Here is a 23,449-nt window from a genome sequence, read left to right on the forward strand (position 1 = left end):
ATGACCACACCCATTCTTCGAGTCAGCGGCCTGCGCGCCGGCTACGGACGCGCCGAGGTTCTGCACGGCATCGACATCCAGGTTGCGCCCGGCGGTGTCATCACCGTCATCGGCCCCAACGGCGCGGGCAAGTCCACCTTGCTCAACACGCTCATGGGCATGCTGCCAGGACAGGGAACGATCGAGTTTCGTGGGCAGGAAATCTCCACACTCTCGCTGGAGGAGCGCGTGATGAACGGCATGGCGCTGGTGCCCGAGAAGCGGGAACTCTTCGGCACGATGCCGGTGGAAGACAACCTGCTGCTCGGCGGCTTTCGCCAGATGCGGCTGGGCAACGCGAAATGGCGCAGCCGTCTCGACGACGTCTACAGCATCTTCCCGCGCCTGCAGGAGCGCCGCGCACAGCTTGCCGGCACGCTTTCGGGTGGCGAACGCCAGATGCTGGCGGTGGGCCGTGCGCTCATGTCGGCGCCCGATCTGCTCATGCTCGACGAGCCCAGCCTGGGCCTGGCGCCGCTGATCGTGCGCGAGATCTTCGCCATCATCGAACGGCTGCGCCAGACCGGCGTGACCATTGTGCTGGTGGAGCAAAACGCGCGCGCCGCGCTGCAGGTGGCCGATCATGGCTACGTGCTGGAGATGGGTGAACTCAGCGCGCAGGGACCGGCGAGTGAACTGGCCAGCGACCCGCGCGTGATCGAAACCTACCTGGGCACTGCTCGCGAACGTGCCTGATTGCCTTCACGCCCCCCCAAGGAGACACACCATGAAGAAACCCGCATCCGTCACCCGCGTGGCCTGGCCTGCTGCGCTGGGCCTCGCGCTGGTGGCCTGCAGCACCACGCCTGTGGCCCCACCACCCGTTCCGCTCAAGGCGGCCGTGGGCGCCAGCTTGAACCAGTGCGACGCGCTGGCGAGCCAGTTCCGCTTCGACCAGACCGTCATTGATTCCGCCGTCAACGTGGCCGCCGGTGGCCTCATGCTGGCGGGCCAGCCGGTGGCGGCGCACTGCCTGGTGAAGGGACAGATGCACAAGCGCAAGGGCAGCGATGGCCGGGACTACGCCATCGGTTTCGAGATGCGCCTGCCGATGGCCTGGAACGGGCGCTTCTACTACCAGGGCAACGGCGGGCTCGATGGCGCCGTGCGTCCGGCCGAAGGCGTGCTGGGCGGCGGCCCCCTCACCGGCGCGCTGGTGCAGGGCTTTGCCGTCATCAGTTCCGACGCCGGCCACAGCGGCGCCCAGACCACCGTGTTCGGGCTGGAGCCGCAAGCGCGCCTGGACTACGGCTACCAGGCGGTGGCCAAGCTCACCCCCATGGCCAAGGCCCTGATCGCCAGCGCCTACGGCAAGGGCCCCGACCGTTCCTACATCGGGGGCTGCTCCAACGGCGGGCGCCATGCCATGGTGGCGGCGTCGCGCCTGGGCGAGCAGTACGACGGCTACCTCATCGGCGCGCCCGGCTACCGCCTGCCCAACGCCGCGCTGGCGCAACTCTGGGGCGCGCAGCGCTGGCTGCCGCAGGCCACGCCGGGTGCCACGGTGAAACACCCACTGAACCCCAACGCCAGCATCCCGGACCTCGGCAGCGCGCTGACCGCCGCCGAACGCCAGACCGTGGCGCGCGCCATCCTCAACCGCTGCGATGCGCTCGATGGCCTGAAAGATGGCCTGGTGCAGGCCACGCAAGCCTGCCAGGGCGCCTTCGACGTGGTGCGCGACGTGCCCACCTGCAGCGGTGCGCGCGATGGCAACTGCCTCACCGCGCCCCAAAAGGCCACGCTGGCCGACGTGCAGGCGGGCGGCAAGGCCGGCAACGCCCGGCCGATCTACAGCGCCTTCCCCTACGACGCCGGCATCGCAGGCAGCAACTGGGCCACCTGGAAGTTCGTCAACGCCGTGGCGCTCGATCCGCTGTCGGTGGGCACGGTGTTCACCGCACCACCGGCTGCACCCGTGAACTTCGCCAGCGCGAACATCGACTCGCTGCTGTCGGCCATCTCGGCCACCAGCGACACCTACCGCGAATCCGGCGTGTCGCTCATGGGCCCACCTGGCCACGACAAGCCAGACAACCTGCTTGCGCTGCGAGCGCGTGGCGCGAAGATGGTGCTGTACCACGGCGTGAGCGATGCCATCTTCTCGGCCGAAGACACGCGCCAGTGGGTCGAACGCGTGAACCGCTCGCAAGGCGGCAAGGCCAACGATTTCGCGCGTTACTTCCCGGTGCCGGGCATGAACCACTGCAGCGGCGGCCCGGCCACCGACCAGTTCGATCTGCTTGGCCCCCTGGTGAAGTGGGTGGAACAAGGCGTAGCGCCGCAAGCCGTGACGGCCAGCGCACGCGGCGCCGGCAACGCGGGCGGCGTGAACGCGGAGCTGCCCGCCGACTGGTCCGCCAACCGCACACGACCGCTGTGCGCCTACCCGAGCGTGGCGCACTACAACGGCAGCGGACCAGTGGAAAACGCATCCAGCTTCACGTGCCGCTGAAACGATGAACGCTTACCAGCCCCGGCCCGAGAGCCACTCCTTCATCTTGCTGCAGGTGTTGCGGGCACCCGAGGTGCTGGCCGAGCTCCCCTTGCTGGCCGAACATGCCGAACCGGCCCTGCTCACGCAGGTGATCGAGGAAGCCAGCAAGTTTGTGGGCGAGGTGCTCGCGCCGCTCAACCGCGAGGGTGATGAAGTGGGCGCGCAATGGAAGGCCGGCGCAGTGACCATGCCGCCGGGATTCCGGCAGGCCTACCAGGCGTTCTGGCAAGCCGGCTGGCCATCGCTGGCGTGCGCCGCTGAAGATGGTGGCCAGGGCCTGCCCACCGCGCTGGAAGCGGTGCTGCACGAAATGCTGAACGCCGCCAACCACGGCTGGACCATGGCACCGGGTTTGCTGCACGGGGCGTACGAGTGCCTGAAGCACCACGGCTCCGATGACATCAAGGCGCGTTACCTGGAGAAGCTGGCCACCGGCGAGTGGCTCGCCACCATGTGCCTCACCGAGCCGCACGCGGGCAGCGATCTCGGCCTGGTGCGCACGCGGGCCACGCCGCTGCCCGACGGCCGATTTGCCCTGAGCGGCACCAAGATCTTCATCTCCGGCGGCGAGCACGACCTCTCCGACAACATCGTCCATCTGGTGCTGGCGCGTTTGCCCGATGCACCACCCGGCCCCAAAGGGCTCTCGTTGTTCGTGGTGCCCAAGTTTCATGAAGACGGCAGCCGGAGTGCGGTTTACTGCGAGCGCATCGAAGAGAAGATGGGCATTCACGCCAGCCCCACCTGCGTGATGCGGTTCGAGGAAGCGGTGGCATCGCTCGTGGGCGAACCCGGCAAGGGCCTGAACGCGATGTTCGTGATGATGAACGCGGCTCGCCTGCTGGTCGGCCTGCAAGGTATCGGGCTGCTTGACGCCGCCTGGCAGAAGGCCAATGCCTACGCGCAGGAGCGGCGCCAGATGCGCGCGCCCGGCAGCGCGAGCAAGGCCGGCGAGGCAGACCACATCGCCCTTCACCCCGCCATGCAGCGCATCCTGCTGACGCAACGCGCCTGGATCGACACCGGCCGCGTGCTGGCCTACCGCACCGCGCTCGAACTCGACGTGCAGAAACACCACCCCGAGGCCGCCCGGCGCGAAAGTGCTGCCCGCTGGTGCAGCCTGGTCACGCCGGTGCTCAAGTCGGCCTGGACCGAGCAGGCCTTCAGCGGCGCGAGCGCCTGCCTGCAGGTCTTTGGCGGCCACGGCTACGTGCGCGAATGGGGCATCGAACAGCATGTGCGCGATGCGCGCGTGGCCATGATCTACGAGGGCACGAACGAAATCCAGGCCATCGACCTGCTCCTGCGCAAGACGTTGCCGGATGGCGCCACCGCCCTGCAGGCCCTGCTGGTCGAGCTGCACGGCGATCTGGATCGCGTGCCCGAGGCCGGCGCAGCGCGCGACGCGCTGCAAGCCTTGGGCGAATTCATTCGCACCGAACTGCTGCCACTGGCCAGCGCAGCCAGTGCGCCCGCGGACCGGGCACACTGGCTGGCCGACGACTTCCTGCGTGCCCTGGCCCTGGTGCTCATGGCCTGGGCCAGCGCCCGCATTGGCGCCACACCGGGCGCCAGCCAGGCGCCTGCGGCGTTCTGGCGCTTTGTCTGGCCCGAATTCGAGATGCGCCAGCGCATGATGAGAACCACGCTGGCCAGGGGCTGAGTCCGCCGCGATATGCTTTGACCATGCCCGAGACCTCCATCGCCAATGCCCTGCGCCGCCCGCGCGGCCCCCGCAAGAGCGCCGACGCCGATGCCGACGCCGCCGATTCAAACCCGACGCCGGGTTTGACGGGCGCCCAGGAGTCCGCCGATGTCGACACCAGTTACCTCGAATCCTTGCTGGGCTACAACGCTCGGCGCGCGGCGCTGGCGGTCATCGCCGTGTTCCTGCGCCGCATGGAACCCTACGGCATGCGCCCGGTGGATTTTTCCGTGCTGTCGGTGGTGGCGCACAACCCGGGCGTGACCTCGCGCCAGATTTGCGCTGCGCTCGACATCCTGCCGCCCAACCTGGTGGGCATGGTCAAGAGCCTGCACAAACGCGGCTTGATCCTGCGCAAACCCCATCCCACCGACCGGCGTGCGCAGGGCCTGCACCTCTCTGCCGAGGGCCAGCGCCTCTACCGCGACGCCCAGGCCACCGCCACGCAGCTTGAGCAGAACGTGGCTGGGCGGCTCAGCACCGAGGAGCTGCAGACGCTCATCGCGCTGCTGCGCAAGGTGTACCGCCGCTGAGCCCGGCACCTCGTCAGGGCCGCGGAAACAGCTCTCGGCGCGCGGCGTCGGTGATGGCCGCCACGACAGGGTTGGAGATTCGTCGTTCGATGGAGATCGCATAAAACTCCTCCACGAGATCGGGCGCTGAACCCAGTTGCACCACCTGGAACTGGGCCTCGATTTCATGCGCGAGAATGGCCGGCCCGGCAAACACGCCAAAGCCTTGACGGCCGAACGCCTTCGTCAGCGCACCGTCATCGAACTCGGCGACGACACTGGGCACCACGCCCCGATCATGCAGCCAGGCCTCCAGACGAGGGCGCAAAACCGAGTCAAAGTTCGGCATCAGCCATGGCAGGCCGATCAGGCTGGCGGGAAAACGGGAACGTGCCTGACGCAAGGTGAGCCCTTCTCGCCTGAGGAGCGCCGGGGATGCAAAAAAGCACACCCCTGTCCGGCCGAGCAAGTGGGTGAACGCCTTGACACTCAAGCCAGCGGGCATGGGTACGTCCGAGACCAGCAGATCGAGACGGTGAACCGCCAGCTCCGCCAGCAAGGCGGTGAGCTTGCCTTCGACGCAGATCAGGCGACTCCGATCGACCGGGGTCAGGGCCGGCTCCAGCACATGGCAGGCAATGGATTTTGGAACCGAATTGACGATGCCCACCCGGAAGCTGCCCTGCCCGGCCCCTTCCTGACCGGTCAGCAAGGCTTCCTGCAATGCGGTTCCCAGAGAAAAGATGTCGTCTGCAAATCTTTGAACCATGCGGCCAGCATCGGTCGGCTCCACGCCCCGACCGACCTTGCGAAGCAAAGGTTTGCCCAGGCGCTCTTCGAGCAACTTGATCTGGCTGCTCAGGGTCTGCGGGGTGAGATGGAGCTGCGCACTGGCTCGGGCGATGCTGCCCGTGCGCACCACGGTCCAGAAGTAGTGGAGATGCTTGTAGTTCATGGAAATAGATCGAATTATTCGATGTGTTTTAAGGCAAAAGCGAATTTTTTCCGAATCCGATCCTGGCTAAAGTGCCATCCTGCATCAGGCAACCCTGATTCAAGGAAATCATGTCCGTGGATGTCGTTGTTCTTTTCTTCGGACTCGGTCTGGTCGCGCGCCTGGCAGGCAGCGAACTCAAGGTCCCGCCAGCGCTGTACGAGACGCTCTCCATCTACCTCCTGCTGGCCATTGGCCTCAAGGGCGGCGTGGAGATCAGCCGTCAGCCGCTCCAGGACTTGCTGCCTCAGGTGGCCGCCTGCGTCGCGTTGAGCCTTGCCGTGCCCTTTGCGGTGGTGCCCCTGTTGCGTCGCCTGGGTTTTTCGGGCGTGGACAGCGCCAGCCTGGCGGCGCACTACGGCTCGGTCAGCGTCGTCACCTTCGCGGTCGCCACCAGTCACCTGCACCAGAAGGGCGTCACCTATGAAAGTCATGCGGCGCTCTGGGTCGCCCTGATGGAGGCCCCTGCCCTGCTGTCCGCCATTTTCCTCGCCAGGCGTGGCGGTGCCGGCCCCATCGACTGGCGCCACCTGTCCCGCGATGTTCTGGCGGGTCCCTCGGTCATGTTGCTGGCCGGCGGTCTGGTCATCGGCGCGTTCATGGGCGAGGCCGGGACCGCACCACTCAAGCCTGTGTTCGTTGACCCTTTCAAGGGCGTGCTGGCCCTGTTCATGCTGGAACTCGGGCTGGTGCTCGGCGAACGGCTGGCGGAGGTGCGTCGCTACGGGCTTCGCCTGCTGCTCCTTGGCACCAGCCTGCCCTTGCTGCTCGCCGTCGCCGGTGCGCTGGTGGGCAAGTCGCTTGACCTGAGCACCGGCGGCGTGGCGCTGATGGCCACCCTGGCCGCGAGCGCCAGCTACATTGCGGCGCCCACGGCCATGCGCATCGGACTTCCCCAGGCCAATGCGGGGCTGTCCATTGCTGCAGCGCTCGGGGTCACCTTTCCCTTCAACATCCTGGTCGGCATCCCGATCTATCTCTGGTTCGCGGGCTGGCTGGCCTGAATGCAATCCGGGTAAATCCGCATCATTGACGTTTGCGCCACATTGCTGCAGTGCACGCAGCTAGCAAACTGGTAGCACCCGGGTTTCCTGCCTATAGTGGATCGCACCACCCCGCGCCCCACGGAGCCGCCCATGACCGCCAAGGACAATGCCGCCGTGATCCAGCTTTTCGACCTGCTGGAATCGCGCTACGCCCTGCGCGTGATCTGGGCCCTGAGCGATGGCCACCCCCAGACCTTCCGGCTGCTCCAGGACAGCGTGGGCGGTGTCACGCCCAACACGCTGAACACCCGCCTGAAAGAACTGCGCGCCGCACGCCTGGTGGACCACAGCGGCACCGGCTACCGCCTCACTTCCCAGGGCACCGATCTGGCCCGTCGACTGGTTGAAGTCCAGCAGTTTGCGGGCAAGTGGTTGCAGCACCAGGCGCGTGTCGCCCCGTCCTCGGCGCACCCCCACTCCGTCGGGACATAAAATCACGCGCTGGGGTGGTCGCCACCCCGCCCCCTGGACACGCTGCCGCCCCCCTGCGCCCGTCGTCCCTTCCCCACCGGCGGCCCATCTGCCGCCCCATCCCTTGAAGACGGGCCCAATGGCCCCATCTGACGCCCACGGCCAGCCTGGCCATTGCTTTCACGATCATCACAGACCCATGAGCCAGACGCCCTTTCAACCCGACCAGCCCGATCCCAACGCACCTGTGAGCCCAGAAGAAAACCTGGCGGCCGAGGCCGCCAACGAGGCCGATGCCCTGACCCAGATGACCCAGGAAATCTCCACGCTCAAGGCGCAGAACGCCGATCTGGCCGACCAGTTCCTGCGTGCCAAGGCCGAGGCGGAGAACGCCCGCCGCCGTGCCGAAGAAGAGATCGCCAAGGCGCGCAAGTTCGCAGTGGAAAGCTTCGCCGACAGCCTGCTGGCCGTGGCCGACAGCCTCGAAGCGGGCCTGGCCATCGCCGATGCCAACCGCGATCAGCTGCGGGAAGGCACGGAAGCCACCCTCAAGCAGCTCAAAAGCGCGCTGGAACGCCACAAGGTGCTGGAAATCAACCCCGCCACCGCCGCGAAGTTCGACCCCCACCAGCACCAGGCCATCAGCATGGTGCCGGCCGAGCAGGAGGCCAACACCGTGGTGACCGTGCTGCAAAAGGGCTATCTGATCGCCGACCGCGTGCTGCGACCGGCCCTGGTGACCGTGGCCGCGCCGAAATGATGCCCCTCCGGGCTTGAAATACCCACTGGTTATCCACACCTTCCCCACATCCTTTTTCACACATTCACTTTTCCAGACGGAGCAACAACATGGGACGAATCATCGGCATTGACCTGGGCACCACCAACTCGTGCGTGTCCATCATGGAAGGCAACACCACCAAGGTGATCGAGAACGCGGAAGGTGCGCGCACCACGCCGTCGATCGTGGCCTACCAGGAAGATGGCGAGGTGCTCGTGGGCGCGTCGGCCAAGCGCCAGGCCGTGACCAACCCCAAGAACACCCTTTACGCCATCAAGCGCCTGATCGGCCGCAAGTTCACCGAGAAGGAAGTGCAGAAGGACATCAACCTGATGCCCTACAAGATCGTGGCCGCCGACAACGGCGACGCCTGGGTGGAAGTTCGCGGCAAGCAGATCTCGGCCCAGCAGGTCAGCGCCGACATTCTGCGCAAGATGAAGAAGACCGCCGAGGACTACCTGGGCGAGCCGGTGACCGAGGCCGTGATCACTGTCCCGGCCTATTTCAACGACGCACAGCGCCAGGCCACCAAGGACGCCGGCCGCATTGCCGGCCTGGAGGTCAAGCGCATCATCAACGAGCCCACCGCCGCAGCCCTGGCCTTTGGCCTGGACAAGCAGGAAAAGGGCGACCGCAAGATCGCGGTGTACGACCTGGGCGGCGGCACCTTTGACGTGTCCATCATCGAAATCGCCGACGTCGATGGCGAAAAGCAGTTCGAAGTGCTCTCCACCAACGGAGACACCTTCCTGGGCGGCGAAGACTTCGACCAGCGCATCATTGACCACATCATTGCCGAGTTCAAGAAAGAACAGGGCGTGGACCTGAGCAAGGACGTGCTGGCGTTGCAGCGCCTGAAGGAAGCTGCCGAGAAGGCCAAGATCGAACTCTCATCCTCCGCCGCAACCGACATCAACCTGCCCTACATCACCGCCGACGCCTCGGGCCCGAAGCACCTGAACATCAAGCTCACGCGCGCCAAGCTGGAGGCCCTGGTGGAAGAGCTGATCGAACGCACCATTGCACCTTGCCGCACGGCCATCAAGGACGCCGGCATCAGCGCTTCCGAGATCCACGACGTGATCCTGGTCGGTGGCATGACGCGCATGCCCAAGGTGCAGGAAAAGGTGAAGGAGTTCTTCGGCAAGGAGCCTCGCAAGGACGTCAATCCCGATGAAGCCGTGGCCGTGGGCGCCGCCATCCAGGGTCAGGTGCTCTCCGGTGACCGCAAGGACGTGCTGCTGCTCGACGTGACCCCGCTGAGCCTGGGCATCGAGACCATGGGCGGCGTCATGACCAAGATGATCCAGAAGAACACCACGATCCCGACCAAGTTCAGCCAGGTGTTCTCCACCGCCGAAGACAACCAGCCGGCCGTGACCATCAAGGTGTTCCAGGGCGAGCGCGAGATTGCAGCCGGCAACAAGCTGCTGGGCGAGTTCAACCTGGAAGGCATCCCCGCTTCTCCGCGCGGCATGCCGCAGATCGAGGTGACCTTCGACATCGACGCCAACGGCATCCTGCACGTGGGCGCCAAGGACAAGGGCACCGGCAAGGAAAACAAGATCACCATCAAGGCGAACTCCGGCCTCTCCGAAGCGGAGATCCAGCAGATGGTGAAGGACGCCGAGCTCAACGCCGCCGACGACAAGAAGAAGGTCGAACTGGTGCAGGCTCGCAACCAGGCCGAAGCCATGGTGCACAGCGTGAAAAAGTCGCTGAGCGAGCATGGCGACAAGCTCGAAGCCGCCGAGAAGGAAGCCATCGAGACCGCATTGAAGGATGTGGAAGAAGCGGCCAAAGGCGACGACAAGGAAGCCATCGAGAGCAAGACCGAGGCGTTGATGTCGGCCAGCCAGAAGCTGGGCGAGAAGGTGTACGCCGCATCGCAGGCCGAACAGGCCGCCGCCGCCGGCGCTTCCGAAGCGCAGGGTGGTGGCAGCAAGCCGGCCGACGACGATGTCGTCGATGCCGAAGTCAAGGAAGTGAAGAAGGGCTGATCGAGAGCCCACTTGCTGACCATCGCCGCGTCCGGGCAACCTGACGCGGCGTTCGTGTTTGAAAACTACCGAAACTGACCATGGCAAAACGCGATTTTTACGAAGTGCTGGGCGTGCCCAAGAACGCCTCGGACGAAGAAATCAAGAAGGCGTATCGCAAGCTGGCGATGAAGCACCACCCTGACCGCAACCAGGGTGATGCAGCCAAGGCCGCCGAAGAGAAATTCAAGGAGGCAAAGGAGGCCTATGAGATGCTCTCGGACGCGCAGAAGAAGGCGGCCTACGACCAGTACGGCCACGCCGGCGTGGACCCCAACATGCGCGGCCCGGGCGGGGCAGAAGGCTTCGGCGGCTTCTCCGAATCTTTCGGCGACATCTTTGGCGACATCTTCGGAGGCGCGCGCGGTCAGCGCGGCGGCAGGCAGGTCTATCGCGGCGCCGATCTCTCCTACGCCATGGAGATCTCCCTCGAAGAAGCCGCTGCCGGCAAGGAAACGCAGATCCGCATCCCCTCCTGGGACAACTGCGAGACCTGCAGCGGCACCGGCGCCAAACCCGGCACCAGCGTGAAGACCTGCACCACCTGCCACGGCCAGGGTTCGGTGCAGATGCGCCAGGGTTTCTTCAGTGTGCAGCAGACCTGCCCACACTGCCACGGCAGCGGCAAGATCATTCCCGAGCCCTGCACCACCTGCCACGGCCAGGGCAAGATCAAGAAGCAGAAGACGCTGGAGATCAAGATCCCCGCCGGCATCGACGACGGCCAGCGCATCCGCAGCACCGGCAACGGCGAGCCCGGACAGAACGGCGGCCCCTCGGGCGACCTCTACATCGAGGTGCGACTGCGCAAGCACGACATCTTCGAACGCGAGGGCGACGACCTGCATTGCCAGGTGCCTGTGAGCATGACGGTGGCGGCCCTCGGCGGCGAGATCGACGTGCCCACCCTTGCCGGAAAAGCCACCATCGACCTACCCGAAGGAACCCAGAGCGGCAAGACCTTCCGCCTGCGTGGCAAAGGCGTCAAGGGCGTGCGCAGCAGCTATCCCGGCGACCTGTACTGCCACGTGGCGGTGGAGACACCGATCAAGCTCACCGAGCACCAGCGCAAGCTGCTCAAGGAACTCGACGATTCGTTCAAGAAGGGCGGCCACAAGCACAGCCCGAACGACAAAGGATGGTTCGAGAAGGCCAAGTCGTTCTTCAGCTGAACCGCGCCACCTCTAGCCGGTCTGCGCACGGCTCAAAGGCTCAAGCTTCCCCCATCCTGGAGCGCCGCGCCTGAAGCACGGAGGCGATGAAGGGTGACTTGGCCTCGGTGTAGGCCTCGCGGTCCTCGGGATCGCGAGCGGCCAGCGCGAGCTTGAGGCGTTCGTATTCCCGAGCCAGTGGGCCGTTGCTGCGAAGTTCGTCCCGAAAGGCAAGCCGGTCGTGCCAGAGCGCGCTGCCCCATGGCACCAGGTGCAGGTGGTGGGTGCGAACGGCGGGGGAGGGTTTGCAGAACCAGTGCATCTGATCCGGTTTGTAGGGGAAGTGGCAGTAGCCAGCGGCGACAGCGGCGGCAATGGCGGGCCGGGCTGCCAGCAGATCCTGCACCGGCGCCATGAGGTCGATGACCGGCTTGGCGCCAAGCTCAGGCACGGCGGTGCTGCCGATGTGCTCGATGTCGGCGACCAGCCAGGGCGCAAGCGCCGACCGCAGCCTCGCCGCCTCCTGGGCGAAGCGTGCGGGCCACTCGGTGGAATACGGGACGATCTCGATCAAGATGTGCGAGCCGGACGACGGTGGATGTGGCACTGTATCGCGCTCTCACGCGGCGTAAGATCGCCCGCATGAGCGTTCACATCCGATTCCTCGGCGGCGCCGGCACCGTCACCGGCTCCAAGTACCTGGTGGAGCACGACGGTCAGAGCCTGCTGGTGGACTGCGGATTGTTCCAGGGCTACAAGCAGCTTCGCCTTCGCAACCGCGATCCCCTGCCGGTGATGCCCAACCACATCGGCGCCGTGCTGCTCACGCACGCCCACCTGGACCACAGCGGCTACCTGCCATTGCTGGCCAGAGAAGGCTTCCACGGCAAGGTGTGGGCCACACCCGCCACGCGCGACCTGGCTCAGATACTTCTGCCCGACAGCGGCCACATTCAGGAAGAAGACGCGGCCTACGCCAACCGCAAGGGGTTCTCGAAGCACGCACCCGCGCTGCCGCTCTACACCGAGGAAGACGCTCGCCGCAGCCTCAAGCTGTTTCACACCGTGCCCATGCACCAGGCCTTCGAGCCACTCAAAGGCTGGACGACCCGCTTCTCCGGCGCCGGCCACATCCTGGGCGCAGCCAGCGTGCTGCTGGAGGTGGGCGGGCGGCGCATCCTGTTCTCGGGCGACCTGGGCCGGCCGGACGATTCGATCATGCTCGCGCCGGAGGCGCCGCCGGCGGCCGATGTGGTGGTGTGCGAGTCCACGTATGGCGACCGCGACCATCCGGACGAGGACGTGCTGGCCGAACTCGGCCCCGCCCTGCAGCGCGTGTCCGCGCGCGGTGGCACCGCGGTGGTGCCGGTGTTCGCGGTGGGCCGAGCCCAGGCTTTGCTGCACGCCATCGCCCAGCTGAAAGCCAGCGGCCAGCTGCCGCACGCGCTCCCGGTGTTTCTGGACAGCCCCATGGCCATCCACAGCACCGAGCTGTTTGCGCGCCACCTGGGTGAACACCGGCTGAGCGCCGAGCAGTGCCGAGCGATGGGTCACGCGGTCAAGATGGTGCGCACGGCTGACGAGTCCAGGGCCATTGCGCGGCAGCACGGGCCGAAAGTGATCCTGGCCGCCAGCGGCATGGCCACCGGCGGTCGCGTGCTGCACCACCTGGTGCAGTACCTGGGCGATCACCGCAACATGGTGGTGCTCACGGGCTACCAGGCACCCGGCACGCGCGGTGCCACGCTGGCCAACGGCGGTACGCAACTGCGCATCCATGGACAGGACTTGCCGGTGCGCGTCGAGGTGGTGCAGCTCACCTCGGCGTCGGCCCACGCCGACGCGGGCCAGCTCATGGCGTGGCTGCGTTCCCTGCCCACGCCGCCACGCCGCGTGTTCGTGACACACGGCGACATGGAGGCGGCCGACCGCCTGCGCCACCGCATCGAGACCGAGCTGCGCTGGCAGGCGCTGGTGCCCGAGCACGGCAGCACCTGGGGTGTTTGAACACTGGAACAATTCCTCACATCGCCACGGCGAACCGCGCCGATGGATCCGACTCACAAGTTCATGACGCCACCACTCACCTTGCTCCTGGGCGCAGCCCTCCTCTCTTGCGCCGCGCGGGCGCAAACCCCCAACCCCGAATTCGACACCTGCCTGAACGGCCTGCGCGCCCCGGCGCGCGCCGCCGGCGTGCAGGACGCCACCTTCGTGCAACACACGCAAGGTCTCGTGCCCGACATGACCGTGATCGACAGACTGAACTTTCAGCCCGAGTTCCGCACCGCCATCTGGGACTACATGGCCGGGCTGGTGGACGAAGAGCGGGTCGAACAGGGCAAAGCGCTGATGGCGCAGCACGCCGAGACACTGGCCCGCGTGAACGAGCGCTTTGGTGTGGACCCGGCCACCGTGGTGGCGGTGTGGGGCGTGGAGAGCAACTTCGGCCAGAGCTTTGGCAAATCGCCGCTGGTGCAGTCGCTGGGCACACTGTCCTGCTTTGGTCGGCGTCAGGCGTACTTCCGGGGGGAGTTCTTTGCCACGCTGCGCATTCTTCAGGCAGGCCACATTGCACCTGAGCGACTGGTGGGCTCGTGGGCCGGTGCCTTCGGCCACACGCAGTTCATGCCCAGCACCTTCGAGCGGCTGGCGGTGGATTTCGACGGCGACGGCAAGGCCAACCTGATGGACAGCACCACCGATGCACTGGCCTCCACCGCCAATTTCCTGCAAAAAGCCGGTTGGCAAGCAGGGCAGCCCTGGGGCTTCGAGGTGAAACTGCCCGAGAATTTTTCGGCGGCGGGCGAAGGCCGGCGCTCGAAGCGCGCCATGAGCGAATGGACCGCACGGGGCGTGCTGCGTGTGGACGGCTCACCCTTGCCCGCGTCGGGCAGCGCCGGCCTGCTCACCCTGGCCGGCCCGCAAGGCCCGGCCTTTCTGGTGCTGCGAAATTTCGATGCGCTTTACAGCTACAACGCGGCTGAGAGCTACGGCCTGGCGATTGCGCACCTGTCTGACCGCCTGCGCGGCGGCACCCCTTTCGTCACGCCCTGGCCAACCGACGATCCCGGCATCTCGCGCGCTGAACGACGCGAATTGCAGACGCTGCTGATCCAGCGCGGGCACGACATCGGCATGGTGGACGGGATGCTGGGCGACAAAAGCCGTGCCGCCATCCGCGCCGAACAGGAACGCCTGGGGCAGGAGGCCAGCGGGCGTGCGGGGCAGAAGTTGCTCAAGGCGCTGCGAGGCGGCTGAAGCCGCGCGCCCTCTCGGGGTCTTCGACACAGGCGCGCAGCTCGCCCGCCGGCTGCAGAAAGTGCCCACTGCGGCCGGCCGCAGTGGGCACTTAAGATGTCAGACCATTGACATGCAGCCACCGCCCGCCTGAGCGCGGGCCCATCGAACATGAGCAACTCCAACGTACAGCCTTTTCACGTCGCGATCGAGCAGGCCGTCATCGACCGCATCTGGGGTCGGCTGGCCGATGCCCATTGGGCCGAGGCGCCGGACGACGACGACGACTGGACCTATGGCACGGACGCCCGCTGGCTGCGCTCTTTCGTCAGACACTGGCTTGAGCGCTACGACTGGCGAGCCGCGGAGCGGGCGCTCAACCAATGGCCGCAGTTCACGGCCGACGTGGAAGGCCAGCGCATCCACTTCTATCACGTGAAGGGATCGGCCTCACGGGCCCGTCCCCTGCTGCTCACACATGGCTGGCCGGGATCGGTGGTCGAATTTCTGGGCAGCATCGAACGGCTGGCCCATCCCGAGCGCTTCGGCGGCTCTTCAGAAGACGGCTTCGATCTGGTGATTCCTTCGCTGCCGGGCTATGGCTTTTCACAGCGCCCGGCCCGGCCCATCGGCCCGCGCACGGTGGCGCGCCTATGGCGCGGCCTGATGGTCGATGCGCTGGGCTATGCCACCTTCGCTGCTCAGGGTGGCGACTGGGGTGCCGCCGTCACCCACCTCCTCGGCATCGACCACGCCGACGTGACGAAGGCGATCCACCTCAACATGGTGCCGAGCTGGGCACTGCCGCCCGCCGAGAAGCCGGACGCCGCGGAAGCGGCTTTCCTGGCCCGCATCGCCAGCATGCGCGCCAGGGAAATGGGGTACCACCTCGTTCAGTCGACCAAGCCGCAGACGATCTCCCTCGCGCTCACCGATACGCCGCTGGGTTTTGCCGCCTGGGTCTGCGAGAAGTTCCGAACCTGGGGAGACACGAAAGGCAACATCGACAGCCGCTTCGACCGCGACACCCTCATCACCAACCTGATGCTCTACCTGGTGAACGACGCCGTGGGTCCGGCGATGTGGATGTACCGAGGTCGATGGGAGGAGATGGCGGCGGGTGGCGCAATGCCGCGCGTGGACATCCCCGTGGGCATCGCGCTGTTTCCGGCGGAGCTCATTCCCTATCCTCCGCGTGCTGTGGCAGAGCGCGGTTTCGCTGTCGCTCGCTGGACCGAAATGCCGGCTGGCGGCCATTTCGCCGCACTCGAGGAACCGGTCGCGTTCAGCGACGAGGTGCGCGCCTTCTTCGCCCAGATCGGCTACTGAATCCGGCCAGTTCCCTCAGCCCAGCCTGACCGCTGTGCCGCTGACGCAGACCATCATCATTCCGTTGGTCTCGCCGAGCACCTCGTAGTCGAAGTCGATGCCAATGACGCCGTCGGCACCCATTTCCTTTGCCGACTCGATGAGGTCTTCCATGGCCGCGTCGCGCGCGCCGGAGAGGGCGCGTTCGTACCCACCGGCACGCCCGCCCACCACGTCGCGAACGGAGGAAAACATGTCGCGGAAGATGTTGGCGCCGATGATGGCTTCACCGTGCACCACACCCAGCATCTGCGAGCGCTGAAGGCCTTCCAGCGTGGTGGTGCTGAGAAAGAAGCCGTCCTTGCCCTTGGAAAACCAACCCATGTGAACACTCCCGCTGACGCACCACCCGCCGGGTGCCAGGGCATGGTACCGTGGACCACATTCCCAACGAAAGCCTTCCATGCCAGGCTACCAAGTCCGGACCGAGACCTTGCAACTCGGCGGCGAAGACTGGCACATCCGTCGGCTCAGCGACGACCAGCAATACACCGACACCGACCACAGCGCGGCGGACCTGGGCCTGCCGCCGGCGGGCTGGGCGCACTTCGGGCAGGTGTGGCCCTCTTCACGCGTGCTGGCGCTGGCCATGCTCGCGCACCCGCTCGATGGCCTGCGCGTGCTGGAGATTGGCGCAGGTCTGGCCTTGGCCAGCCTGGTCATGCACCGGCGCGGCGCGGACGTGACGGTGAGCGACTGGCACCCACTCACGGAAGAATTCCTGCGCCACAACCTGGCGCTCAACGGCCTGGGACCGATGCCCTACCAGGCGGGCAACTGGGAAAGCACAGCTGCCACCGACAACCCGGCGCTGGGCCGGTTCGATCTCATCGTGGGCAGCGACCTGCTCTACGAACGCCAGCAGCCCGCCCAGCTGGCCGCGTTCATCTTTCGCCATGCGGCGCCCGCCGCGGTGGTCATCATCGTCGACCCCGACCGGGGCAATCGCGCCGCTTTCGGGCGCGACATGGCCGCCATGGGCTTCACGCTCGCCATGAGCTCGGCGCATCGGCAACTGGAGAACGGCGAAGCCTACAAGGGCCGCTTCCTGCGCTTCACGCGCTGATGCTGCGCGCGCCTGGTCAGTGCGCGCCCGCGTCCACCGCGGCGCCTGCCACCGGCCGTGTGACCCAGATCATGGCCACGAGCACGAAGAACAGCACCGCCGACAGGTAGAACAGATCCGTGACCGCAAGCGTGAACGCCTGCTGGTTGATCATTCGGTCGATGGAGGCCAATGCCTGTTCGCGGTTCATGCCGCCGCGCATGAGCTGGTCCAGCGTGGCCATGGCGGTGGCGTTGCCCGTGTGGATGGATTCCACCAGCTGGGCATGGTGCAGCGATGCGCGGCTCTCCCACAAGGTGGTGAACAGCGATGTGCCCACCGCACCCGCGGTGATGCGCACGAAGTTCGACAGGCCGGCGGCCGAAGGCGTCTGGTGCGGCGAGAGCCCCGAGAACACGATGGCCTGCAGTGGAATGAAGAAGAAGGCCATGGCCGCGCCCTGCAACAGCGTGGGAATGAGGATGGTCATGAAGTCGGCCTGGGTGTTGAAGTGTGAGCGCATCCACAGCACCGCACCGAAACCCAGGAAAGCGATGGTGGCAAGCTTGCGCGGGTCGATGCGGCTCACGTTCTTGCCCACCCAGGGCGACAGCACGATGGCCAGCAGACCCACCGGCGCCGTGGCGAGGCCTGCCCAAGTGGCCGTGTAGCCCATGTGCTGCTGCAGCCACAGTGGCAGCAGCACCACATTGCCGAAGAACAGCCCATAGGCGATGGAAAGTGCCAGCGTGCCGGCAACGAAGTTGCGGCGCGCGAACAGTCGGATCTCCACGATCGGGTGTTTTTCCGTCAGCTCCCAGGCCACGAAGAACATGAAGCTCACCGCCGAGACCACGGTGAGCAGGACGATTTCACCCGACTCGAACCAGTCCAGTTCCTTGCCCATGTCGATCATGACCTGCATGGTGCCGACGAACAGCACCAGCAAGCCCAGGCCCACCACGTCCAGCGGCACGCGGCGCGGGCCGGGGTCGCGGCTGCGGTAGATGGACCAGATCAGCGCGGCGGCGATCAGGCCCACAGGGATGTTGATGTAGAAGATCCAGGGCCACGAAATGTTGTCGGTGATCCAGCCGCCCAGCAGTGGGCCAGCCACCGGCGCCACCAGCACCGTCATGGCCCACATGGCCATGGCCGTGCCGGCCATGGCGCGGGGGTAGCTCGCCAGCAAGAGCGTTTGCGAGAGCGGGATCATGGGCCCGGCCACCAGGCCCTGCAACACGCGAAAGGCGATCAGCATGCCGATGTTGGGTGCCAGTCCACACAGCCAGGACGCCAGCACGAACAGCAGAACACTCATGGTGAACAGCCGCACCTGCCCGAAGCGCTGTGTGAGCCAGCCAGTGAGCGGCACCGAGATGGCGTTGGCCACAGCGAACGAGGTGATCACCCAGGTGCCTTGTGCCGGGCTTACGCCCATGTCGCCGGCAATGGCGGGAATCGACACGTTCGCAATCGAGGTGTCAAGCACGTTCATGAACGTGGCCAGAGACAGGGCGATCGTGCCCAGCACCAGCTGGCCGCCCTTGAGCGGCTCGAAGACCACCGGTGGCGCAGTTGAGGGTGCAGGTGACGCGCCGGGCGCCACAACGGCCGTGTTGCTCATGTCGGGAGGGCGTCCGGCTTCAGTGCGCCAGCGCCACCGAAGGCGCGACAGGCGCAGCGGCCGCCGGCTTGTTCAACACCGCTCGCACGGTCCCGCCGTGTTGCCCGATGATGGCGCGCACGCGGGCGTCCGCTTCTCGGTTGTCCTGGTCGAAAACTGCCGTCTGCACCGCCACCGGCGCACTCGACGCGTCGGCCAGCATGCGCCCATCGGTCTTGCTCACGTCCACGCGCGCTTCCATCGACAGGCCCAGGCGCAAGGGATGCTCCAGCAGCTGCTGCGCGTCCAGGCGCACACGCACAGGCACGCGCTGCACCACCTTGATCCAGTTGCCGGTGGCGTTCTGCGCCGGCAACAACGCAAAGGCCGCACCGGTGCCCGCGCCCAGCCCTTCGACGCTGCCCTGGTACACGATTTTCTTGCCATACACGTCGGCGGTGAGCTCCACCGGCTGGCCCAGCCGCAGGTTCCTGAGCTGGCTCTCCTTGAAGTTGGCCTCCACCCACACCTGATCGAGCGCGATCACCGAGAGCAACGGCGCGCCTGCCTGCAAGCGCTGGCCGAGTTGCACATTGCGCCGCGCCACATACCCATCCACAGGCGCCTGCAACTCGACCCGCTGCAAGGCCACATAGGCCTCGCGCACACGCGCGGAGGCGCGCAGCACGCTGGGGTGCTGGTCCACTGCGATGCCCTCGGTGAGCGCCTGGCTGGACGCCAGCTGCTCGCGCGCGGCCAACACCGCGGCGCGCGCCGCCTCAGCGCTGCTCTTCGCCGCCGCCAGCAGTGCCGTCGCGTGCTTGAACTCCTCCTGCCCCACCGCGCCGGTGGCCACCAGGGGCTGGCGGCGCGTCACGTCGTCCTGCAGCCGTTGCAGATCGCTCTGGGCGCGCGCCAGGTCCGCCTCGCGCAGCGCGATCTGAGCGCCCTGGGTGCGGTTGTTGGCATAGAGCGTGCGCACCTCGCGCACGGTCTGCGCGAGCTGGGCCTCGGCCTGCTCGAGCGCAATCTTTGCGTCGGTCGGGTCCAGACGCACCAGCCATTGCCCGGCCTTGACGTGGTCGGTGTCGTTGGCGTTGATGGCCACCACGGTGCCGGCCACCTGCGGCGTGATCTGCACCACGTTGCCCTGCACGTAGGCGTTGTCGGTGGTCTCGAAGTGGTTGAGCACCAGCGCCCAGTAAGTGCCGTAGGCCAGGCCGGCCAGCAGCACGCCAGCGGCGACGGCGGTCAGCGCCTTCCTGCGCGCAGGGTTGCCCTGGGCTGTTCTGTCGGAGTTGGCATTCATGAGGAGCTCCTGACTCGATGAGCGGAAAAGTTGAGAAAAAGAAAGGGCCGCCGGGTTCAGCGACCCACGCTGGCGTCGTCAAAGCCGCCGCCGAGGGCGCGCACCAGCGCCACTTGCACCGAGAGTTCGCGCGCCTTCAGGTCCACGCTCAGGCGCCGCTGGCTGAGCAGCGAGGTTTCGGCGCTGAGCACCGTGAGATACCCGCTGAGGCCGGCACGGTAGCGCTGGGTGGCGATGTCGTAGGCCGCCTCGGCCGCGTCGCCCGCCTGCGCCTGCTGCTCGCGCTGGCGCTGCACCGACTGGCGCGCGTCGAGCTGGTCGGCGGTCTCGCGCACAGCGTCGATCACGGCACCGTTGTAGCTCTCCACCGCCGCGTCGAGATCGGCCGTCTTCGCGCGCAACTGGGCGCGCAGACGGCCCGCATCGAAGATCGGCAGGTGAATCGCAGGGCCCACGCCGTACTGCTGGCTGCCCGATTCCATCAGGCGGTCAAGCCCGATGCTGGACAGGCCCATGAACGCCGTGAGGCTCACATTGGGATAGAACTGGGCCTTGGCCGAGTCCACGCCCTTCGTGGCCGCTTCCATGCGCCAGCGCGCCGCGCTCACGTCGGGCCGGCGACCCAGCAGGTCGGCCGGCAGCGCGGCGGGCAATGCCAGGATCTTGATGGCCCGCAGATCGGGTTCCAGTTGGTCGTAGCTCGACGAGGGCAGCGCCGCCAGCGCGGCCAGCGCGTGCCGCGTCATCGCAATCTGCTCGTCGAGCTGTTCGATCTGCAAGCGCGCCTCGGGCAAGGCACCTTCACCCTGCTTGAGTTCGACGCGTGTGTCCAGCCCGGCATCGACGCGCTGGCGGATCAGCACCAGCATCTGGTCGCGCTGGGCCAGCGCATGCCGGGCCACCTCGCGCTGGGCCAGCAAGCGGCCCAGTTGCACATAGGTCTGTGCCACCTGGCTGGCCAGCACGTTGCGCGCCGCCTGCCACTCGGCAACCGCAGCGCGTTCGCTGCCCACGGCCGCTTCGATGGCCGCACGGTGCCGGCCGAAGAAGTCCATCTCCCAGCTGCCAGCAAGCTGCGCGTTGGCCAGGGTGCGCATGGAGCCGCCCAGCGGCGCGGGGTAGATGCTGTTGGCACTGAAGCGCTGGCGTGTGGCGTCCGCGCTGGCGTTGACCTGCGGTCCCTCCATGGCCTGTTCACTGGCGGTGGCTGCCTGTGCGCGGCGCAGGCGGGCTTCGGCCACCTTCAGCGAAGGTTGTGCCTGCAAGGCCTGTTCGATCACAGCACTCAGGCCGGCGTCGCCCCAATCGCGCCACCAGTTGGCCTGCACCATCTCCATGGGCGCAGCGTCTGCGGCCGCTGGAAGACCGGCCGCCCGGGGCGACAGCACCTGGGCGCCTGAGCCGATTCCGGCGCTGCTGGCGCAGCCCGCCAGCGCCAGCACCACGCTGAAGGAAAGGGCCATCCCCCAGGGTCGGCGGAGGCGAAGAACGTCGGGTACTTGATCAGGCTTCATTTGCTCAGGCAGGCAATTGGGCGACAAAAGATTGGGGCAGATGACGCACCCCTCTCATCCCGCTTCCCGCAACGCGTCGCCCGTGTCGGCCATTCGCTGGAGGTAGCCCATGAGAGACTGCCACTCCGATCTGGAAAAGCCCGCCAGATGCTGGTTGAGCACGTCGGCGAGCACCTCGGGGACGTGCTCCATCGCGGCCTTGCCCGCTGGGGTGAGTTCCACCCGCACGACGCGGCGGTCTTCGGTGCATCGCTCGCGCTTGCACAGGCCCTTCTTTTCCAGGCGGTCGAGCAGGCGAGTCATGGCGCCGGCGTCGATGTGTGCCCAGCGCGCCAGTTCCACGACGGTGGACTGGCCGTGCATGCGCAGTCGCATCATCGGGCCCCATTGCGCCGAGGTCAGGTCGTGCAGGTCCAGGCGCTTGTCGACCTGGTGGACGATGGACAGCAACACCCGCTTGAGCAGGTAGCCCACGCTCTCATCAGGGGTGTAGGTGCCGGCGTCGTAGAAACGGACCGGGGCGGGAGCACGTGCCATGTGGGTGGAGGTGATTCGGGAAAGACGTGAATATACATGCCTAGGCAGTATTTATTCAGGCAATAAAAATGACCCCGCCGTCGCCGCGGGATACCGAGCCCAGCGATCGCCCATGCAAAAGGCCCGCACTTGCGGGCCTTTTTGCGAGAACGGCCGTTGCCGGCCAGCGGTTGTCAGCCGCCCTTCTTCGAGCGCTTGCCCGGGTTCTTTTTGCTTCGCGTGGCCACGCCGCGCTCCAGGCTCACGCGCTGGCCGCGGCCCGGCGTGGCCAGCGACACGCCGGGGACGGGCGTGGGGCGGGGGGTGCGCTTGCGGTCGGCTTCGGTGACGATTTTGTTGCCCATGACAGGATCCTGAGAGAGTTGGAAAAACCCGTATTAGGCCACAAGGCCCCGGGCGTGGGCCTCAGCCGGTGGCGACCAGGCTCCAGCCCAGGCTCGAATCGGTGGACAGCGCCTCGGTGCGGTGCACCGGCTTTTGCCAGGCCCTGGCGGCGTCGGTCTGGGCCGAAATGTCGATGCGCGGGGCATTCGCCTGCACGCTGCCGAAGATGGTGGCAAAGGAAACGTCGGCCGCGTCGCGCCCGGTGCCGATGCGCAGAAACCCCATGGGCATGGCCGTGCCGGACGGATCGAAGATGTACCAGCGGTGGCCCAGGTAGGCCTCGACATAGGCGTGGAAGTCGGTCGGCCCCAGGGCTGGGTCCGCGCCGTAGTCGACGGCGGTGGTGAAACGCGCCGGGATGTTCAGGGCGCGGCAGAAGGCGATCATGAGGTGCGCGAAGTCGCGGCACACACCCTTGTGGTCGTTGAGCGTGTCCAGCGCCGAGGTCATGGAGTTGCTGGTGTTGGATTCGAACTTCACCTGGCTCTGCACCCACTTCTGGATCGCCTGCACCCGCCGATAGCCCTGCGGCAGATGGCCGAAGAGCTGCGTGGCCATGCCGGTCACACAGTCGGACTGGCAGTAGCGGCTGGGGTAGATGTAGACCAGTGCTTCAGGTGGCAACTGGGCCACCGGCGTCTCGAACACGGCATCGGGCTCGGCCACGTGGTGGACCACGTCGAGCGTGGCGCGGTAACGCAGTTGCAACGGACCCGGTGAAGCCGTCAGGCGCAGCAGGCGCGTGCGGGTGGGCACATCGGTGTGCATGGACACGGGCACAGGCTGGCTGACCTGCAACTCCTCCCACACCACGGTCTGCTGGGGCGCGTGCGCGGCCTGCACGTTGAAGATGAAGTCGGCGCCGGGGGGATGGACGGCGTAGTCGAGATCAATGGCGAGGTGAATGCGAACCATGGGGTCACCGTGAAGAAGATAAAAGCTGGCCGGTCAGCCAGGCGGCCGCGCAGAGGCGCGGAAGAATCGGTGAACTCCAGAAAACCGTCGGTTCATCTTACGCGCGCAAACCCCTGGCGTCTTTGCGCTGAACCAATCATTCATTTATGTGGCCCCCACGCTCCGCCGCTGCGCGGGTCGCTGCCCCCCGAGGGGGCTGGGCCTGCCTTGGGGGCGGCCCGGCGGCTGGCCCTGGCCCCCACGCTCCGCCGCTGCGCGGGTCGCTGCCCCCCGAGGGGGCTGGGCCTGCCTTGGGGCGGCCCGGCGGCTGGCCCCTGGCCCCCACGCTCCGCCGCTGCGCGGGTCGCTGCCCCCCG

The 23,449-nt window shown here is 66.8% G+C and carries 22 protein-coding genes; 13 read left to right on the forward strand and 9 right to left on the reverse strand.

All coding sequences use genetic code 11. From position 1 onward, the window contains the following. The 4 genes from AB7F11_RS17860 to AB7F11_RS17875 are packed head-to-tail and all read left to right on the forward strand — an operon-like array spanning position 1 to position 4,774. Positions 1-735, forward strand: a complete 735-nt coding sequence (locus AB7F11_RS17860) for an ABC transporter ATP-binding protein (protein ID WP_428290078.1) — start codon at positions 1-3, stop codon at positions 733-735. A 31-nt stretch (positions 736-766) separates the two neighbouring features. Then, complete coding sequence (locus AB7F11_RS17865; RefSeq protein ID WP_428290079.1) at positions 767-2,494, forward strand: tannase/feruloyl esterase family alpha/beta hydrolase; 1,728 nt, start codon at positions 767-769, stop codon at positions 2,492-2,494. A gap of 4 nt (positions 2,495-2,498) precedes the next feature. Then, positions 2,499-4,199, forward strand: coding sequence for an acyl-CoA dehydrogenase family protein (locus AB7F11_RS17870; protein ID WP_428290080.1), 1,701 nt, complete (start codon positions 2,499-2,501; stop codon positions 4,197-4,199). 23 nt (positions 4,200-4,222) lie between these two features. Then, on the forward strand, positions 4,223-4,774 hold the full coding sequence (locus AB7F11_RS17875; protein ID WP_428290081.1) for a MarR family winged helix-turn-helix transcriptional regulator: 552 nt from the start codon (positions 4,223-4,225) through the stop codon (positions 4,772-4,774). Between the two features lie 13 nt (positions 4,775-4,787). On the opposite strand, the gene AB7F11_RS17880 is transcribed toward AB7F11_RS17875, so the two are convergent. Further along, positions 4,788-5,708 (reverse strand): LysR family transcriptional regulator, encoded by a 921-nt coding sequence (locus AB7F11_RS17880; protein WP_428290082.1) that lies wholly within the window; start codon positions 5,706-5,708, stop codon positions 4,788-4,790. Between the two features lie 116 nt (positions 5,709-5,824). Between AB7F11_RS17880 and AB7F11_RS17885 the strand changes: the two genes are divergently transcribed. From AB7F11_RS17885 to dnaJ, 5 genes are all read left to right on the forward strand, one after another. Next, the gene (locus tag AB7F11_RS17885) at positions 5,825-6,751 is read left to right on the forward strand and encodes a sodium-dependent bicarbonate transport family permease (protein ID WP_428290083.1); all 927 of its coding nucleotides are present in this window, start codon (positions 5,825-5,827) and stop codon (positions 6,749-6,751) included. A gap of 132 nt (positions 6,752-6,883) precedes the next feature. Next, positions 6,884-7,225 (forward strand): winged helix-turn-helix transcriptional regulator, encoded by a 342-nt coding sequence (locus AB7F11_RS17890; RefSeq protein WP_428290084.1) that lies wholly within the window; start codon positions 6,884-6,886, stop codon positions 7,223-7,225. Between the two features lie 178 nt (positions 7,226-7,403). After that, complete coding sequence (grpE, locus tag AB7F11_RS17895) at positions 7,404-7,964, forward strand: nucleotide exchange factor GrpE (protein WP_428290085.1); 561 nt, start codon at positions 7,404-7,406, stop codon at positions 7,962-7,964. Between the two features lie 89 nt (positions 7,965-8,053). Next, positions 8,054-9,985, forward strand: a complete 1,932-nt coding sequence (dnaK, locus tag AB7F11_RS17900) for a molecular chaperone DnaK (protein ID WP_428290086.1) — start codon at positions 8,054-8,056, stop codon at positions 9,983-9,985. 80 nt (positions 9,986-10,065) lie between these two features. Beyond that, a complete protein-coding gene (gene dnaJ, locus AB7F11_RS17905; protein WP_428290087.1) occupies positions 10,066-11,196 on the forward strand; it encodes a molecular chaperone DnaJ in 1,131 nt (376 codons plus the stop codon). Between the two features lie 40 nt (positions 11,197-11,236). On the opposite strand, the gene AB7F11_RS17910 is transcribed toward dnaJ, so the two are convergent. Beyond that, positions 11,237-11,749 (reverse strand): GrpB family protein, encoded by a 513-nt coding sequence (locus tag AB7F11_RS17910; protein WP_428290088.1) that lies wholly within the window; start codon positions 11,747-11,749, stop codon positions 11,237-11,239. A 68-nt stretch (positions 11,750-11,817) separates the two neighbouring features. Here AB7F11_RS17910 and AB7F11_RS17915 point away from each other — a divergent pair, with 68 nt between their 5' ends. From AB7F11_RS17915 to AB7F11_RS17925, 3 genes are all read left to right on the forward strand, one after another. Continuing rightward, a complete protein-coding gene (locus AB7F11_RS17915; RefSeq protein ID WP_428290089.1) occupies positions 11,818-13,182 on the forward strand; it encodes an MBL fold metallo-hydrolase in 1,365 nt (454 codons plus the stop codon). Between the two features lie 63 nt (positions 13,183-13,245). Further along, entirely contained in the window at positions 13,246-14,436 is a 1,191-nt protein-coding gene (locus AB7F11_RS17920; protein WP_428300797.1) for a lytic murein transglycosylase, read from the forward strand. 150 nt (positions 14,437-14,586) lie between these two features. Continuing rightward, entirely contained in the window at positions 14,587-15,744 is a 1,158-nt protein-coding gene (locus AB7F11_RS17925) for an epoxide hydrolase family protein (protein WP_428290091.1), read from the forward strand. A gap of 15 nt (positions 15,745-15,759) precedes the next feature. Here AB7F11_RS17925 and AB7F11_RS17930 read toward each other — a convergent pair whose 3' ends face one another. Beyond that, the gene (locus AB7F11_RS17930; protein WP_428290092.1) at positions 15,760-16,107 is read right to left on the reverse strand and encodes a heavy metal-binding domain-containing protein; all 348 of its coding nucleotides are present in this window, start codon (positions 16,105-16,107) and stop codon (positions 15,760-15,762) included. 79 nt (positions 16,108-16,186) lie between these two features. Between AB7F11_RS17930 and AB7F11_RS17935 the strand changes: the two genes are divergently transcribed. Then, positions 16,187-16,849: a class I SAM-dependent methyltransferase gene (locus AB7F11_RS17935; protein WP_428290093.1), complete on the forward strand. Its 663-nt coding sequence runs from the start codon at positions 16,187-16,189 to the stop codon at positions 16,847-16,849. Between the two features lie 16 nt (positions 16,850-16,865). Here AB7F11_RS17935 and AB7F11_RS17940 read toward each other — a convergent pair whose 3' ends face one another. The 6 genes from AB7F11_RS17940 to AB7F11_RS17965 all read right to left on the reverse strand — a co-directional run bounded on the left by AB7F11_RS17940 (position 16,866) and on the right by AB7F11_RS17965 (position 23,093). Then, entirely contained in the window at positions 16,866-18,455 is a 1,590-nt protein-coding gene (locus tag AB7F11_RS17940; protein WP_428290094.1) for a DHA2 family efflux MFS transporter permease subunit, read from the reverse strand. A gap of 19 nt (positions 18,456-18,474) precedes the next feature. After that, positions 18,475-19,743, reverse strand: coding sequence for an efflux RND transporter periplasmic adaptor subunit (locus tag AB7F11_RS17945; RefSeq protein WP_428290095.1), 1,269 nt, complete (start codon positions 19,741-19,743; stop codon positions 18,475-18,477). A 56-nt stretch (positions 19,744-19,799) separates the two neighbouring features. Continuing rightward, the gene (locus AB7F11_RS17950) at positions 19,800-21,206 is read right to left on the reverse strand and encodes an efflux transporter outer membrane subunit (protein WP_428290096.1); all 1,407 of its coding nucleotides are present in this window, start codon (positions 21,204-21,206) and stop codon (positions 19,800-19,802) included. 105 nt (positions 21,207-21,311) lie between these two features. Further along, complete coding sequence (locus AB7F11_RS17955) at positions 21,312-21,794, reverse strand: MarR family winged helix-turn-helix transcriptional regulator (protein WP_428290097.1); 483 nt, start codon at positions 21,792-21,794, stop codon at positions 21,312-21,314. Between the two features lie 173 nt (positions 21,795-21,967). Further along, complete coding sequence (locus AB7F11_RS17960) at positions 21,968-22,138, reverse strand: hypothetical protein (RefSeq protein WP_428290098.1); 171 nt, start codon at positions 22,136-22,138, stop codon at positions 21,968-21,970. A 61-nt stretch (positions 22,139-22,199) separates the two neighbouring features. Beyond that, positions 22,200-23,093: a transglutaminase-like domain-containing protein gene (locus tag AB7F11_RS17965; protein ID WP_428290099.1), complete on the reverse strand. Its 894-nt coding sequence runs from the start codon at positions 23,091-23,093 to the stop codon at positions 22,200-22,202. Between the last annotated feature and the right edge of the window lie 356 nt (positions 23,094-23,449).

The organism is Hydrogenophaga sp. (assembly GCF_050250835.1).
Taxonomy (GTDB): Bacteria; Pseudomonadota; Gammaproteobacteria; order Burkholderiales; family Burkholderiaceae_C; genus Hydrogenophaga.

Excerpts from the sequence above, each read along its gene's own strand:
- AB7F11_RS17860 (WP_428290078.1), top strand. The coding sequence starts at position 1 with ATGACCACACCCATTCTTCGAGTCAGCGGCCTGCGCGCCGGCTACGGA.
- AB7F11_RS17865 (WP_428290079.1), top strand. The coding sequence starts at position 767 with ATGAAGAAACCCGCATCCGTCACCCGCGTGGCCTGGCCTGCTGCGCTG.
- AB7F11_RS17870 (WP_428290080.1), top strand. The coding sequence starts at position 2,499 with ATGAACGCTTACCAGCCCCGGCCCGAGAGCCACTCCTTCATCTTGCTG.
- AB7F11_RS17875 (WP_428290081.1), top strand. The coding sequence starts at position 4,223 with ATGCCCGAGACCTCCATCGCCAATGCCCTGCGCCGCCCGCGCGGCCCC.
- AB7F11_RS17880 (WP_428290082.1), bottom strand. The coding sequence starts at position 5,708 with ATGAACTACAAGCATCTCCACTACTTCTGGACCGTGGTGCGCACGGGC.
- AB7F11_RS17890 (WP_428290084.1), top strand. The coding sequence starts at position 6,884 with ATGACCGCCAAGGACAATGCCGCCGTGATCCAGCTTTTCGACCTGCTG.
- grpE (WP_428290085.1), top strand. The coding sequence starts at position 7,404 with ATGAGCCAGACGCCCTTTCAACCCGACCAGCCCGATCCCAACGCACCT.
- dnaK (WP_428290086.1), top strand. The coding sequence starts at position 8,054 with ATGGGACGAATCATCGGCATTGACCTGGGCACCACCAACTCGTGCGTG.
- dnaJ (WP_428290087.1), top strand. The coding sequence starts at position 10,066 with ATGGCAAAACGCGATTTTTACGAAGTGCTGGGCGTGCCCAAGAACGCC.
- AB7F11_RS17915 (WP_428290089.1), top strand. The coding sequence starts at position 11,818 with ATGAGCGTTCACATCCGATTCCTCGGCGGCGCCGGCACCGTCACCGGC.
- AB7F11_RS17920 (WP_428300797.1), top strand. The coding sequence starts at position 13,246 with ATGACGCCACCACTCACCTTGCTCCTGGGCGCAGCCCTCCTCTCTTGC.
- AB7F11_RS17925 (WP_428290091.1), top strand. The coding sequence starts at position 14,587 with ATGAGCAACTCCAACGTACAGCCTTTTCACGTCGCGATCGAGCAGGCC.
- AB7F11_RS17930 (WP_428290092.1), bottom strand. The coding sequence starts at position 16,107 with ATGGGTTGGTTTTCCAAGGGCAAGGACGGCTTCTTTCTCAGCACCACC.
- AB7F11_RS17935 (WP_428290093.1), top strand. The coding sequence starts at position 16,187 with ATGCCAGGCTACCAAGTCCGGACCGAGACCTTGCAACTCGGCGGCGAA.
- AB7F11_RS17940 (WP_428290094.1), bottom strand. The coding sequence starts at position 18,455 with ATGAGCAACACGGCCGTTGTGGCGCCCGGCGCGTCACCTGCACCCTCA.
- AB7F11_RS17945 (WP_428290095.1), bottom strand. The coding sequence starts at position 19,743 with ATGAATGCCAACTCCGACAGAACAGCCCAGGGCAACCCTGCGCGCAGG.
- AB7F11_RS17950 (WP_428290096.1), bottom strand. The coding sequence starts at position 21,206 with ATGGCCCTTTCCTTCAGCGTGGTGCTGGCGCTGGCGGGCTGCGCCAGC.
- AB7F11_RS17955 (WP_428290097.1), bottom strand. The coding sequence starts at position 21,794 with ATGGCACGTGCTCCCGCCCCGGTCCGTTTCTACGACGCCGGCACCTAC.
- AB7F11_RS17960 (WP_428290098.1), bottom strand. The coding sequence starts at position 22,138 with ATGGGCAACAAAATCGTCACCGAAGCCGACCGCAAGCGCACCCCCCGC.
- AB7F11_RS17965 (WP_428290099.1), bottom strand. The coding sequence starts at position 23,093 with ATGGTTCGCATTCACCTCGCCATTGATCTCGACTACGCCGTCCATCCC.